This window comes from Geodermatophilus sp. SYSU D00708, assembly GCF_054050115.1.
The window spans coordinates 102,592-115,649 of the sequence record NZ_JBJGYS010000012.1 but is presented as its reverse complement, the minus strand read 5'-3'; the positions used below and the strand labels follow the sequence as shown (position 1 = coordinate 115,649).

Annotated in this window: 9 protein-coding genes and 1 tRNA gene; 4 read left to right on the top strand and 6 right to left on the bottom strand. The window is 74.9% G+C overall.

What is annotated here, in order from left to right; all coding sequences use genetic code 11:
- The first annotated feature begins 221 nt into the window (after nucleotides 1-221).
- Entirely contained in the window at nucleotides 222-2,099 is a 1,878-nt protein-coding gene (locus ACI79D_RS12255; RefSeq protein WP_456918688.1) for a peroxidase family protein, read from the top strand.
- Nucleotides 2,100-2,141: 42 nt separating this feature from the next.
- Here ACI79D_RS12255 and ACI79D_RS12250 read toward each other — a convergent pair whose 3' ends face one another.
- From ACI79D_RS12250 to ACI79D_RS12230, 5 genes are all read right to left on the bottom strand, one after another.
- The gene (locus ACI79D_RS12250; RefSeq protein ID WP_456918687.1) at nucleotides 2,142-3,713 is read right to left on the bottom strand and encodes a DUF6297 family protein; all 1,572 of its coding nucleotides are present in this window, start codon (nucleotides 3,711-3,713) and stop codon (nucleotides 2,142-2,144) included.
- The gene (locus tag ACI79D_RS12245; RefSeq protein WP_456918686.1) at nucleotides 3,710-4,408 is read right to left on the bottom strand and encodes an ABC transporter ATP-binding protein; all 699 of its coding nucleotides are present in this window, start codon (nucleotides 4,406-4,408) and stop codon (nucleotides 3,710-3,712) included. Before ACI79D_RS12245 ends, ACI79D_RS12250 begins: the two co-directional genes overlap by 4 nt.
- 113 nt (nucleotides 4,409-4,521) lie before the next feature.
- Nucleotides 4,522-4,595: transfer RNA gene (locus tag ACI79D_RS12240), tRNA-Met, on the bottom strand.
- A 107-nt stretch (nucleotides 4,596-4,702) separates the two neighbouring features.
- Nucleotides 4,703-7,651: a UPF0182 family membrane protein gene (locus ACI79D_RS12235; protein ID WP_456918685.1), complete on the bottom strand. Its 2,949-nt coding sequence runs from the start codon at nucleotides 7,649-7,651 to the stop codon at nucleotides 4,703-4,705.
- 202 nt (nucleotides 7,652-7,853) lie between these two features.
- On the bottom strand, nucleotides 7,854-8,876 hold the full coding sequence (locus tag ACI79D_RS12230; protein WP_456918684.1) for a YlbL family protein: 1,023 nt from the start codon (nucleotides 8,874-8,876) through the stop codon (nucleotides 7,854-7,856).
- Nucleotides 8,877-8,989: 113 nt separating this feature from the next.
- Between ACI79D_RS12230 and ACI79D_RS12225 the strand changes: the two genes are divergently transcribed.
- Nucleotides 8,990-10,357 (top strand): zinc-dependent metalloprotease, encoded by a 1,368-nt coding sequence (locus ACI79D_RS12225; RefSeq protein WP_456918683.1) that lies wholly within the window; start codon nucleotides 8,990-8,992, stop codon nucleotides 10,355-10,357.
- 203 nt (nucleotides 10,358-10,560) lie between these two features.
- On the opposite strand, the gene ACI79D_RS12220 is transcribed toward ACI79D_RS12225, so the two are convergent.
- Entirely contained in the window at nucleotides 10,561-11,223 is a 663-nt protein-coding gene (locus ACI79D_RS12220) for a M48 metallopeptidase family protein (RefSeq protein ID WP_456918682.1), read from the bottom strand.
- Between the two features lie 376 nt (nucleotides 11,224-11,599).
- On the opposite strand from ACI79D_RS12220, the gene ACI79D_RS12215 reads away from it, so the two are divergent.
- Nucleotides 11,600-11,752 (top strand): DUF5679 domain-containing protein, encoded by a 153-nt coding sequence (locus tag ACI79D_RS12215; RefSeq protein ID WP_012950213.1) that lies wholly within the window; start codon nucleotides 11,600-11,602, stop codon nucleotides 11,750-11,752.
- A gap of 128 nt (nucleotides 11,753-11,880) precedes the next feature.
- A complete protein-coding gene (locus ACI79D_RS12210; RefSeq protein WP_456918681.1) occupies nucleotides 11,881-12,963 on the top strand; it encodes a ThiF family adenylyltransferase in 1,083 nt (360 codons plus the stop codon).
- The last annotated feature ends 95 nt before the right edge of the window (nucleotides 12,964-13,058 follow it).

The following is a 13,058-nucleotide window of genomic DNA, read 5'->3' as shown; positions in this document are numbered from 1 at the left end:
CGCGGCGCCCCCGCAGACCGATCGCTCGGCGTGCGGTCCGCTGGTCGGTGCGCTGAGTCCGCCCGGACTGCCCGGTCCGAGTTGCCGGGGACGCGGTCGGGGACGAGCGTCGGCGCCGAGCACCGGCGAGATCACCGTCGGCCCCCGGCGAGAGCACTCGCCGACCGAGGGAGTTCCGCGCCGGACGGCGCCCGCTCCCGGACCAACCGCTGGAGCGGGACATGCTGAAACGACCTGGGCTCTGCTGTGCTGCGCTCGTCGCCGGTGTCACCTTCGTGACGCCGATCGGGGCCGCGGCCACGGAGGGCTCGCTGCGCGGAGAGTCACCGGCCGCACCGCGCAGCCTCGACGGCAGCGGCAACAACCTGGCCAACGCGGACTGGGGCCGCGCCGGGACGCCGTACCTGCGGGTCGCTGCGCCGGCGTACGCCGACGGCCTGGGTGAGCCCGCGGCCGGGCCACCGGCGCGCTGGATCAGCAACCGCGTCTTCAACGACACGGGGCAGAACCTGTTCTCCGAGAACGGCGTGACGCAGTGGGGCTGGGTGTGGGCGCAGTTCATCGACCACGACATGGGGCTGCGGGACACGCGGCACGCAGAACCCCTGGCCCTCCCCCATGACGGCGCGGACCCGCTGGAGGGCTTCGCCTCCGACCGCCCGGACCTGGGCTTCGCCCGCACCCCCGCCGTCCCGGGGACCGGGACGGGGGCCGTGCCCCGCGAGCAGGTCAACACCGTGAGCAGTTTCCTCGACGGCTCCCAGGTGTACGGGACGACCGCGGACCGGCTGGCCTGGCTCCGCGACGGGGCGCACCTGCTGCTGCCCGACGGGTTCCTGCCCCACGCCGACGCGCGCGGGGACACGAGCAACGCCCCGCCGATGGACCTGTTCTCGACACAGCACGGCAACCCGGCCTCGGCGGTCGTCACCGGTGATGTGCGGGCCAACGAGAACGTCGCCCTCACCGCCCTGCACACGCTGTTCGCGCGCGAGCACAACCGGATCGTCGACCGCCTGCCGGCCGGGCTGTCGGACGACGAGCGGTTCGAGATCGCCCGGCGGGTGGTCGGCGCGGAGATCGCCCACATCACCTACACCGAGTTCCTGCCGGCCCTGGGCGTCGATCTTCCGCCCTACCGGGGCTACGACCCGACGGTGGACCCGGCGCTGACCAACGAGTTCGCCACCACCGGCTTCCGCGGCCACAGCATGGTGCACGGCGAGTTCGAGGTGGACCTGCCCGCGGGCGCGCTGCCGGACGAGGTGCTCAGCGAGCTGGCCGCGGCCGGGGTGCAGGTGGCGGCGGAGGACGACGGCCTGGGCATCGCCATCCCGCTCGGCGTCGCGTTCGGCAACCCCCAGCTCATCCGGTCGGTCGGTCTGGACCACCTGTTCGCCAGCTTCTCGGAGGTGCAGTACCGCAACGACGAGCAGATCGACGACGCCCTGCGCAGCGTGCTGTTCCAGGTCCCGCAGCCGGGGGTGGACCCCGCCGGTTGCGCCGAGCCCGCCGAATCGCCGAACTGCTTCTCGACGCTCACCGACCTGGGTGCGATCGACGTGCTGCGCGGACGCGACCACGGCATCCCCGGGTACACCGCCCTCCGCGAAGCGCTCGGTCTCGAGCCCGTCGAGCAGTTCGGCGGGATCACCGGTGAGCCCTCGGCGGAGCCGCCGGCCGACGTGTCGATGGACGACCCGCGCAGTCTGGAGTTCACCGAGCTGGTCGACGCCGACGGGACGACGCTCACGCCGGGCACGCCGGAGGCCGACGACAGCGCGGTGTCCGGGACCCGCCGCACCAGCACCGCCGCGCGCCTGGAGGCCGTCTACGGACAGGTGGACGCCGTCGACGCCTTCACCGGGATGGTGTCCGAGCCGCACCTGCCGGGCTCCGACCTCGGCGAGCTCCAGACCGCGCTGTGGGTGCGCCAGTTCACCGCGCTGCGCGACGGTGACCGGTACTTCTACGGCAACGACCCCGAACTGGACCGGATCGCCGGCCAGTACGGCGTCAGCCACGAGGTCACCCTCGCCGAGGTCGTCACCGCGAACGCTGGTCCGGCGACGTCGGCGCAGCTGTTCCGGGCGCCGTGACCGACCCCGCGCAGCGCCGGCCCGCCGTCGCTCTACCGGTGGTCAGCCGGTCCGGCTGCGGCGGTGGGCCACGGCGGCCAGGGCGCCGGCGCACAGCAGCACCGACCAGAGGAGCTGGACCGCCACCAGGAGCGGGGTCGGCCCACCCGTGACGAGGGCCACGGCGACCGGGAGGCTGCCGACGATCCCGACGTCGATCCCCTGCACGAGGGTCGCGCCCACACCGGCGGGGACCACGCCCATCGGGGTGGAGACGACCGGCCCGGACCAGTCGATCTCCGCGCGGAACGCGCCGCGCAGGGCGGCCGCGGCCCAGGCCGGAGCCGTGGCCGCGCACACGCCGGTCCACAGCGCCGGCGCGCCGCTCGCCACGCCGATCAGCAGCCCGGTCAGCGTCGTGACCACTATGAGCAGGACCAGCGGCACCACGGCACGCGCGACCGTGACCGCAGCGGTCGACAGCGGGAGCAGGCGGTCGAGCCCGGGAGAGGCGTGTGCCTGGCGGGCCGGGTGCCCGGCTGCGACGGCCGCGAGCGCCCACCCCGCCACGCAGGCCGGCCACACGGCCAGCGGCAGGGACCCGAGCCCGTCGGTCCGGGCCACCAGGACGGGGACGGCGACCGCGACCGACGCCTGACCCAGGTGCCAGGGTGAGCGGGTCAGGGCGGTGCAGTCGGCGGCGACCACCGCCTGCCAGGCGCCGGAGACGCGCGCGAAGCGCCGGCCGCGCCGCGGCGCCCGGACCCTTCGGCCGGCGAGGGCCCGGCCGAGTTCGCGGGTGTCGAGCGAGACGGCCGAGACGGCGGCGTACTGCGACGTCGCGCCGAGCGCCCGCAGCTGCGCGGCACCCAGCCGGTCGAGTCCGGCGACCGCGCCGGCCAGCAGGAGGACGGCGACGGCGGCCGGCAGGAGTGCCCAGCCGACCGGTGCGCCGGGGAGGGAGAGGACGACGTTCCCGCCGGTCAGCGCGAGGACGGTGACCCCGCCGACCGCCGCGACGGCTACCCCGACGGCCACGGCGCCGGCCACGGGCGCCAGCCGGCCGCTGCCTCCGCGGGTCTGGTTGAGGGCCGCGGCCGCCACCAGGGCCGCCGCGCTCCCCGCCGTCCCGGCCAGCACGGCGGCCACACCCCCGACCGAGGGGGCGTCGGTCAGCGTCAGCGCCAGCGGCAACGCCGGCATCACGGCGGTGCCGACCACGGCCGCGGTGACCCGGAACAGCTCCCCGCGCAGCAGATCCCGGCGGCCGGCCGGCAGCGGCAGCCACCAGGCGGCCGCCGCGGGGGTGCTGCTCACCGGTCCCAGCCGGTCCAGGCACACGACCAGCCCGGCCACGGCCAGCAGGGCGGCAGCCGCCGCGACGATCCCGGGCGGCAGCACGGGCGGGGTGACCGGGGCCCCGGCCAGCGAGATCCGCTCCCGCAGGGAGGCCACCGCCCCGGCCAGGACCGCGACCCCGATCGCGACCGAGACCAGGGAACTCCAGGCCTCGCCCAACCGGGCGGCCAGCGTGGTGTCCGCCCGTGCGGCCGTGGCCCGCCGGGTGAGCCGCCGCACCGCGGCGCCCGAGAGCTCGGCCTCGCGGACGGCGAGGACGGAGGGCGCCTCGGTCACAGCGTCGGCAGGACGTCGGCAGCGGCGGCCGGGTCGAGCCGGCGACAGACCTCGTCGTCGAGGAGGAGGACCTCGTCGGCCACGGCGCGGAGGAACTCGGCGTCGTGGCAGGCGAAGACGACCGCGGCCCCCTCGTCCCGGTGCCGGGCCAGCCGCTCGGCCAGCCGGGCCCGCATGCCCGCATCGAGCCGGCGCTCGGGCTCGTCGAGCACCACCAGCCGGGCCGGCCGGACGAAGGCCGCGGCCAGCGCCAGCCGGCGGCGCTGCCCGGAGGAGAGCTGGGAGGGCAGCGCGTCGATCCGGTCGGCCAGCCCGAACGCCACCACCTCGGCGTCCACCACCGCCTCCGGGTCCCGCACGCCGTGGCCCCGGGCGGTGAGCAGCAGGTGCTCCCGGCCGGTCAGGGACGGGAAGAAGGCGTCGTCGTCGAGCACGGAGGCCACGTCGCGGCGGAAGTCGGCCCGCCGCTCGTCCACCTCCCGGCCGGCGAAGGCGACGGTCCCGGCCAGCGGCTCGAGGAGCCCGACGAGCGTCTGCAGCAGCGTGGACTTGCCCGCACCGTTGGCCCCGACCAGTCCCAGCGCCCGTCCCGGCTGCACGCAGACGTCGACCGGCGCACACACCGGCGAGCCCGCGTAGCCGACTTCGAGGGCCGCCGCGAGCAGCAGTGCGGCCGGGGTCGTTGCACCGGTCATCGTCCCGCCACGCTAGGCCACCGACCGCGCCCCTCCGGCGACCACGCGCGGTGCAGGCCCTCCGCAGACGCGGCAGGGGCCCTCACAGTTCCTGTGAGGGCCCCTGCCATCTGTAGCGGGGGCAGGATTCGAACCTGCGACCTCTGGGTTATGAGCCCAGCGAGCTACCGAGCTGCTCCACCCCGCGTCGGTGAGACCACCATACCCCTCCTCCGCGGCGGTGTGCACGCGGCCCCGGGGTGGGCCCCACCACAGGCCGGGACGGCGCATCCGCGCCGTCCCGGCCCGAGGCCGTCACCCGCCGCCGGACGCCGCCTGTGCCGACTGGTAGGCGTCCACCGCCGCCTGCAGGTCCGCCAGCGCCTGGCCCTGCGCCGCGAAGTCACCCGAGCGCTGCGCGTTCTCGAGCGCCTGCAGCGCGGAGTTGATCGCGTCCACGGCCGACTGGAGCTCGGGGGTGTTCGCCGTCCCGCCGTCCGCCGGGGGTGCCGGCGGAGTCGTGGGCGCCGGCGTGGTGGACGGCGAGGGGCTCGGCGTCGCCGGCTCCTCCGACGTCCCGTCGCTGTCGGTCGCCGACTCCCCCGCCCCGGCACCGAAGACCTGGTCGAGGGCCTCGGCGAGGGTGTTGGCGTAGCCCACCCGTCCGCCGTAGTTGACCAGCACCTTCCGCAGCAGCGGGAAGGAGTTGTCGCCGGTGCCCTCGACGTAGAGCGGCTGCACGTAGAGCAGACCGTCGCCGCCGATCGGCAGGGTCAGCAGGTTGCCGAACACCGCCCGCGACTCCTGGCTGTTGAACAGGGTCACGTCGGGCCGGACCTGGTCGTTGGTGTTGAAGGACTGCTGCACCTGCTGCGGCCCGCGGAAGGGCGTGTTGCCCGGCAGCCGCAGCACCTGGATCTCCCCGTAGGTCGCCGGGTCGCTGGACGCGGAGATGAACGAGGAGAGGTTCTCCCGGCGGAAGGCGTTGAGCGCGCTGGTGAGCTGGAAGCTCGCCTGCTCGTCACCGGGCCGCTGGGCCAGGATGTAGTACGGCGGCTGCGCCTCCTGGGTGTCCTGCGTCGGGTCGGCCGGCACCTGCCAGCGGTCGTTCTGGTTGTAGAAGTCGACCGGGTCGCTGACGTGGTAGCGGGTCAGGATGTCCCGCTGCAGCTTGAACAGGTCCTCCGGGTAGCGCACGTGGCTGACCAGCTCGTCGGACATCCGGTCGCGCGGCTCGACGACGCCGGGGAACGCCTTCATGTAGGTCTTCAGGACCGGGTCGTCGACGTCCCACTGGTACAGGGTCACCGTGCCGTCGTAGGCGTCCACGGTGGCCTTGACGGAGTTGCGGATGTAGTTGAACTGCTCGTTGGGCAGGGCCGTCGTCCCGGTGCCGGTGAGCGCGTCGGTGGCGGCCTCGCCGAGCTCCATCGACTCGGAGTACGGGTAGGAGTCCGAGGTCGTGTAGCCGTCGAGGATCCACTGGATCCGGCCGTCGATCACCGCCGGGTAGGGGTCGCCGTCCACCTCGAGGAACGGCGCGGCCTTCTCCACGCGGTCCCGCGGGTCGCGCACGTAGAGCACCTTCGACGCGTCGTTGACCGCGCTGGAGAGCAGGAAGTTGCGCTCCCGGTAGTAGATGGCGAAGGTCAGCTGCCGGAAGAAGCTGCCGATCGCGACGCCGCCCTCGCCGGTGTAGGTGTTGTTGATCTGGCCCTCGTCCGACCCGTCCTCGGGCTGGTCGAACTCCCGCGGCGTGGCGCCCTCGGGCGCGCCGACGACCGAGTAGTTGTCGTTGCCGATCAGCTCGCCGTAGTAGATCCGCGGCTGCTCGACCTCGATGTTGCCGACCGTCGGCAGGTCCCGGGTGGTGAAGTTGGGCTCGCCGCCCTCCTGGCCGGCGACCACCTGGTTGGCGGGCGCCGCCACGAACCCGTTGCCGTGGGTGTAGACGGTGTGCCGGTTGATCCAGGTGTCCTGGTTCTCGGAGAGCGCGTCGCTGTTCAGCTCGCGCGCGGCGACGACGTAGTCCCGGGTCTCGCCGTCGAGCGTGTACCGGTCGATGTCGAGCTTCTCGGGGAAGCCGTACACGTTGCGGATCTGCTGGCGCGCGGTGAACGTGTCGGCCAGGACGTTGGGGTCCAGCAGCCGGGCGTTCGGGATGGTCTGCGTGTCGTTGCGCAACTCCGCCTGCGCCGCCGCGGTGTCGACCGACTCGCCGGTGCTGTCCTGCGCGTAGTCGACGTACTCCACGTCGGAGAGGTCGTAGGCGTCGCGCGTAGAGGCGATGGCCCGCTCGATGTAGTCCGACTCCCGCTGGTCGGCGCTGGGCCGGACGACGAACTGCTGCACGATCGCCGGGTAGGCCACGCCGATCACCAGGCTGGACAGCAGCAGCAGCACCAGGGCGGCGGCCGGCAGCCGGAAGTTGCGGACGACGACGTTGGCGAAGAACGCGACGGCGCAGACCGCCGCGGCGAACACGAGGATCGTCTTGGCCGGGAGCAGCGCGTTGACGTCGGTGTAGCTGGCGCCGTTGAACAGCTCGCCGCGGTCGGAGTAGACCAGCCCGTAGCGGTCCAGCCAGTAGGCCACCGCCTTGAGCGCCACGAACAGCCCGAGTAGCACCGACAGCTGGATCATCGCCGCCGACGTCAGCTTCTGCCCCGGCGTCTGCAGCCGCAGCCCGCCGAACACGTAGTGGGTGAGCAGCGAGCCGATCAACGCGAGCAGCACGATGGCGAAGCCGAAGCCGAGCAGCAGCCGGTAGAAGGGGTAGTCGAAGACGAAGAACGAGAGGTCCAACCCGAACTGCGGGTCGGTCCGGCCGAAGTCGGTCGCGTTGCGGAAGGTCAGCCAGGTCTCCCAGTTGCCCTGGGCGGTGAACCCGGCGAACAGGCCGAGGACGACGGCGACCGCGGTCAGCACCAGGGTGCGGCGCGGCTCCAGCGACTGCCGGTAGCGCTCCAGGTTCTGCTGCTCCAGCGACATCGGCCGGAACGTGGGGCGGAACCGGTAGGCGAGGTAGATCGCGAGGGCGGTCAGGCCCCCGGTGGCCACACCGGCCACGGCGAACAGCAGCGCGCGGGTCTGCAGCTCGGTCCAGAAGACCTCGGTGTAGCCGGTCTCGTCGAACCACAGGTAGTCGACGTAGACGTTGGTCAAGGTCCCGATGGCCGTGAACAGCACCAGCAGCACGGCGATGGCCCCGATGACCACCTTCGCGCGCCGCGACAGCGTCGGCACGGACACGGGGGGCCGCATGGCCACGAGCGGTCTCCTTCAGTTGCGGTCGTGGCGGGCAGCCACGGACGTCCCGACGGCGGGTCGCCGGGATGACCGGCACGGGCCTCCCGGCACCGATCCGGTCAACCCAGATCAACGCGCGGGACCGCGCCGGGTTCCCGTTCCCCGCTGTCGCGGACAGCTTCCCCCACCGCACGCCGCCTGTGTCGCCGGGGCGCGCTCAGCAGGGTTCCGGTGTCCGCCCGGCGCGGAAGTCGGCCAGCGCCTCGAGGGCGTCGTCCAGGGTGGCCACCCGGGCCGTGAGGAGACCCTCCTGGGGCGCGGCCAGCGCGTCGGCGCAGTTGTCGGCGGGCACCAGGAACAGCTCGGCGCCGATCTCCGAGGCGGCGACCATCTTGAGCTGGACCCCGCCGATCGGGCCGACGTCGCCGTCGGCGTCGATCGTCCCGGTCCCGGCCACCAGGGCCCCGCCGGTCAGGTCGGTGTCCCCGACCAGGTCGAGGATCCCCAGGCTGAGCATCAGCCCGGCCGAGGGGCCGCCGACGTCCTCGATGCGGATGTCGACGTCGAACGGCGCCGACGGCTGCTCGCGGACGAGCACGCCGAGCAGCGAGCCCCCGTCGTCCTCCGCGGCCCGCGTGGTGACCGTCGCCGTCCCGGGCCGGCCCAGGCGGGTGTAGTCGACCGCGACCGACGAGCCTGCGGGGATCGAGGCCAGGACCTCGTCCAGGGTCTGCACGTCGGGGACGGCCCGGCCGTCGACGCGCTCGATGGCGTCGCCCTCCTCCAGAGCGCCGTCGGACGGCGAGTCCTCGGTCAGGCCCCGCACGACCACCTTCACCGGGTACCCGAGCTCCGACAGCGCCACGGCCTCGGCCGCCTCCTCGGAGGTGAGGAACGCCTGCCGGTTGGCCTCGCGGGTCTCCTCCTCGGTGCGGTCCGACGGGTACACCGACTCCTCCGGGACGACGCTCACCTCGTCGTCGAACCAGCCCTTGACCGCCTCGACCAGGCTCAGCCCGGCGCGGCTCACCCCGACGGTGGTGAGCGTCAGCTCCCCGTCGACCTCGTTGCGCTCGCGGCCCTCGACGCTGATGACCGGCTCTCCGTCGATGTCGCCCAGGGTGTTGAAGGTCGGCCCCGGCACCTGCGCCACGTAGGGCACCGGCACCGCGGCGCCGAGGACGCCGAAGACCACGAGCAGCACGACACCGACGCTGAGGACGGCGATCCGACGGGTCACGACCGGCGAGCTTAGAAGGCCGGGCTGAACGCGGCCGGGGCCTCGGCGGTTCCGGGTTGCGCTGCGGGCGGACGCGGACTCCGCACGGAGATCACCACGTCTACCGTGGTGGCATGAGCGATCTCCCGTTCGGCTTCGGCCTCCCCGATCGCGACCCCGAGCGCCGCGACCAGCCCGGAGCCGGCGGCGGCAACGACCCGTTCGGCTTCGGGGCCCTCTTCGGTGGCGGCGCGGGCGCGGGCGCGCCCGAGGAGCTGCTCGGCAAGATGCCGCTGTTCGCCGAGCTGCAGAAGCTCATGAACTGGTCCGGCGGGCCGGTCAACTGGGACCTCGCCCGCCAGGGGGCGATCAGCACGCTGGCCACCGGGTCCCAGCCGACGTCCGAGGCCGAGCGCGCCGCCGTCGCCGACGCGCTGCGCCTGGCCGACCTCTGGCTCGACCAGGTCACCGAGCTGCCGTCGGGGGTGGACCGCGCGCTGGCGTGGTCCCGCGTGGAGTGGGTCGAGCAGACCCTGCCCGCGTGGAGCGAGCTCATCGACCCGCTGGCCGAGCGGGTGGTCGGCGCCATGACCAGCGCGCTGCCGGCCGAGGCCGCGGCGATGGCCGGCCCGCTGGCCGGGATCATGGGCCGGATGGGCGGGCTGATGTTCGGCGCCCAGGTCGGCCAGGCGCTGGGACGGCTGTCCGGCGAGGTCCTCACCAGCACCGAGGTGGGCATCCCGCTGGCCCCCGCCGGCGCCGGCGTGCTCCTGCCGCAGAACGTGGCCGAGTTCGCCGCCGGACTGGACCGTCCGGCGGAGGAGGTCCGGCTGTTCCTGGCGCTGCGCGAGGCGGCGTCGCAGCGGCTGTTCGTGCACGTGCCCTGGCTGCGCCAGCAGCTGCACGACGCCGTGCACGCCTACGCCCGCGGCATCAAGGTCGACCGCGAGGCCATCGAGCGCGGCATCAACGAGGCCATGGGGTCGATGGGCGGCATCGACCCGAGCAACCCGGAGAGCATCCAGCAGCTGCTGGGCAGCGGGCTGCTCGAGCCGGAGGAGACGCCGGAGCAGCAGATGGCGCTGCGCCGCCTGGAGACCCTCCTGGCCCTGGTCGAGGGCTGGGTGGACGCCGTCGTCGCGGCCGCCGCCGGTGAGCGGCTGCCCGGCCATGGCGCGCTGGCCGAGACGATGCGCCGGCGCCGTGCGTCGGGCGGTCCGGCCGAGCAGACCTTCGCGACGCTGGTCGGCCTGGAGCTGCGGCCCCGGCGGCTGCGGGACGCCGCCACCGTCTGGGGCGCCATGGCCCAGCGCCACGGCAACGCCGAGCGGGACCGGCTGTGGTCCCACCCGGACCTGCTGCCGACCTCCGACGACCTCGACGAGCCGCTGGACTTCGTGGCCCGGCAGGGTGTGGACGACGAACTGCGCGCCCTCACCGAGGAGCCGACCGAGGAGCAGAAGCCGTCGGACGAGGACCCGCAGGACGGCACCAAGGACTGAGCCCGGCATCGAGCGCCGGGGACGGCACGCAGCCGCGGTGGACCGGTCGCGGGGCCCGGAGGGTCCCCGACCGGGACACGGGCAGCGGCCCACCCAGGCCCCCTGCAGGGTCCCGCCGCCGGCCTCGTCCAGAGGCTCGTCCCGAGCCTGCGAGGGACGAGGAGGACGAGGTCCTCTCTCGGTGGGGGGCAGGGGGTCCTTTCTCAGTCCACGAGGTCGTCGCCGCCGGCGGCCGGAGCAGGGCCGTCGGCGTGCGAGAGCTCCACGCCCTCGAGGAACCCGCGGGCGCGCTCGGCCCGCGGGTAGCGCGCCACCAGCGCCCAGAACGTCGCGTCGTGGCTGGGCTCGATCAGGTGCGCCAGTTCGTGCACGAGCACGTAGTCGACGACGTACTCGGGCATCGCCCGCAGCCGGCTGGACAGCCGGATGGTCCGGTCGGCCGGCGTGCACGACCCCCAGCGGCGCTGCTGGTTGTCCACCCAGCGGACGCTGGCCGGCTGCGGCACGCCGTCGAGGTGGGCCTCCGACAGCGCCCGGGCACGGGACATCAGCTCGTCGTCCCCACCGAGGGACCGGCGCCGCCGCTCCTCCCGGGTCTGCAGCTTCGCGACCATCTGGGCCACCCAGCGGCGCTCCTCGGCCGGGCTGAACGCCGCCGGGATGAGCACGACGGTCCGCCCGGACTCCCGGTAGGCGGTCACCGTACGGCGGCGCCGCGCGCTGCGACGGACCTCCACGTCCTCCGGCAGCACCGTCGCCGACGCGCTCCGGTCCGACCGGTTCACGGGGAGGGCGCGGGAACCCCGGCCGTCCTGCGGGAACGGGGCGGCGGCGGAGCGGGAGGTGTCGGGGGACGTTCCGGGCACGCAGGCACCGTAGCCACCGCCGGGCCGCGACGCCGCACCACCGCGCCCTCGGCGCGGGCATGTCGCACGGACGGTGGACAGAAGGGCCCTCGTCCCGGGGACGGGCACCCCACCGATCCGCCGTCCACAGCTCACGGAACGGCGTTCGCGCAGGTCGGACGGCGAGTCGCGACCTGCTCCGGAGGCCGGTGCACCGCCTCGTCCCCCGTTCGCGCACAGGGACACGCCGAGGCGTCCCCACGCCCTCCACAGGTCTGTCCACAGGCTGTGGGTGGAGCCTCCCCCGTCGAGCGAGTGGGCGGGCGCGCCGCGGGTAGCGTTCGGCAGGACGGCGCCCGGGACGGGCACCGAACAGGCCTGGAGAAGAGGAGGCACCGTGGCGGAGAGCTACAACGGCTACTGCGTGAAGTGCAAGGAGAAGCGCGACTTCGACGGCGAGGTCAAGGTCAGCGAGTCCGGCCGCCGCATGGCGCAGGGCACGTGCCCCGTGTGCGGCACCAAGATGAACCGGATCCTCGGCAAGGCCTGAGACCCTCCGGCCACGGACGGCGGCACCCGCGCGGCGGGTGCCGCCGTCGTCGTCTCCGGGGTCTGTGGACCGCCACACCCTGTGGACGACGCAGGCGCGGCGGGGCCGGCGGCTGCGAGCCTGCCGGGGTGGACGACACCGCACACCCGCTGCTGCCCCCGACGGTCCCCCTCCTGCGGCTGGCGGGGCCCGGCTCCCACGGCGAGCTCCAGGTGGGCGGGGCCGACTCCACCGACGGGCTGCGCGTGAGCCCCGGCCCGCAGGAACTCCCCGCCCTGCTGCGGGGGCTGGACGGGCGGCGCACCCAGCGGCGGGTCGTGGCCGACGCGGCCCGGGAGGGGCACGACCCCACCGCGGTGAGCACGCTGCTCGACGGGCTGCGGGCGACCGGTCTGCTGGTCGACCTCGACGCCGCCGACCTGCTCGCCTCGGACGCCGGCCCGGCCGCGGCGGCGCGGACGCGGTCCGAGCTCCCCGTGGCCGCCGCGCGGGGGCCCCGGCAGGTGTCGCCGTGGCGGACCCGCCGCGGGGCGTCGGTGGTCGTCGAGGGCGCGACCCGGGTCGGGGTGCCGCTGGCCGCCGTCCTGGCCGCGAGCGGGGTGGGCCGGGTGAGCGTCCGGGACGCCGGACCGGTCACCGCCGGGGACGCCGTCGTCGGGGGGCTCGAGGCCGCGGACGAGGGCCGCCCGCGAGCGCTGGCCGCCGCCGACGCCGTCCGCCGCGCCAGCCCGCTGGCCGACCTGCGCCCGCTGCCGCCCGGCACGTCCGGCGACCTGGTCGTGCTCACCGCCCCGTGGGCCGCCTCCGACCCGCTGGCCGCGGACCTGCAGCGCCGCGGCGTGCCGCACCTGGTGGCGACCGTCCGCGGGCAGACCGGCGTGGTGGGCCCGCTCGTGGTCCCCGGGGCCACCAGCTGCCTGACCTGCGCCGAGCTGCACCGGCGGGACGCCGACCCGGGGTGGCCGGCGCTCGCCGCCCAGCTGACCGCCGCGCCCGCGCCCCCGGGCGGGGCCACCGTCACCTGCCTCATGACGGCGGCGACCGCGGCCGTCCAGGTGCTGGCCTACCTCGACGGCAGCGGCGCACCGGCGTCCCTGGGGGCGACCGTGGAGCTGCGCCCGCCCGACCTCGTGCCCCGGCTGCGTCGTTGGCGGCCCCACCCCGACTGCGGCTGCGGAGCGCCCGACCCGGGCCTCGATGGGGGGACATGAGGGAGGTCTCCCAGCGCCGCACCCACCACTCGGGGACAATGGCGGGCAGAGTGCGTCGACGGCCCGCGGGGGGCGTGTGCTGCCGTGACGGCGGT

Coding starts and splice junctions, on each gene's coding strand:
- ACI79D_RS12255 (WP_456918688.1), top strand. CDS start 222: ATGCTGAAACGACCTGGGCTCTGCTGTGCTGCGCTCGTCGCCGGTGTC.
- ACI79D_RS12225 (WP_456918683.1), top strand. CDS start 8,990: ATGAGCGATCTCCCGTTCGGCTTCGGCCTCCCCGATCGCGACCCCGAG.
- ACI79D_RS12245 (WP_456918686.1), bottom strand. CDS start 4,408: ATGACCGGTGCAACGACCCCGGCCGCACTGCTGCTCGCGGCGGCCCTC.
- ACI79D_RS12235 (WP_456918685.1), bottom strand. CDS start 7,651: ATGCGGCCCCCCGTGTCCGTGCCGACGCTGTCGCGGCGCGCGAAGGTG.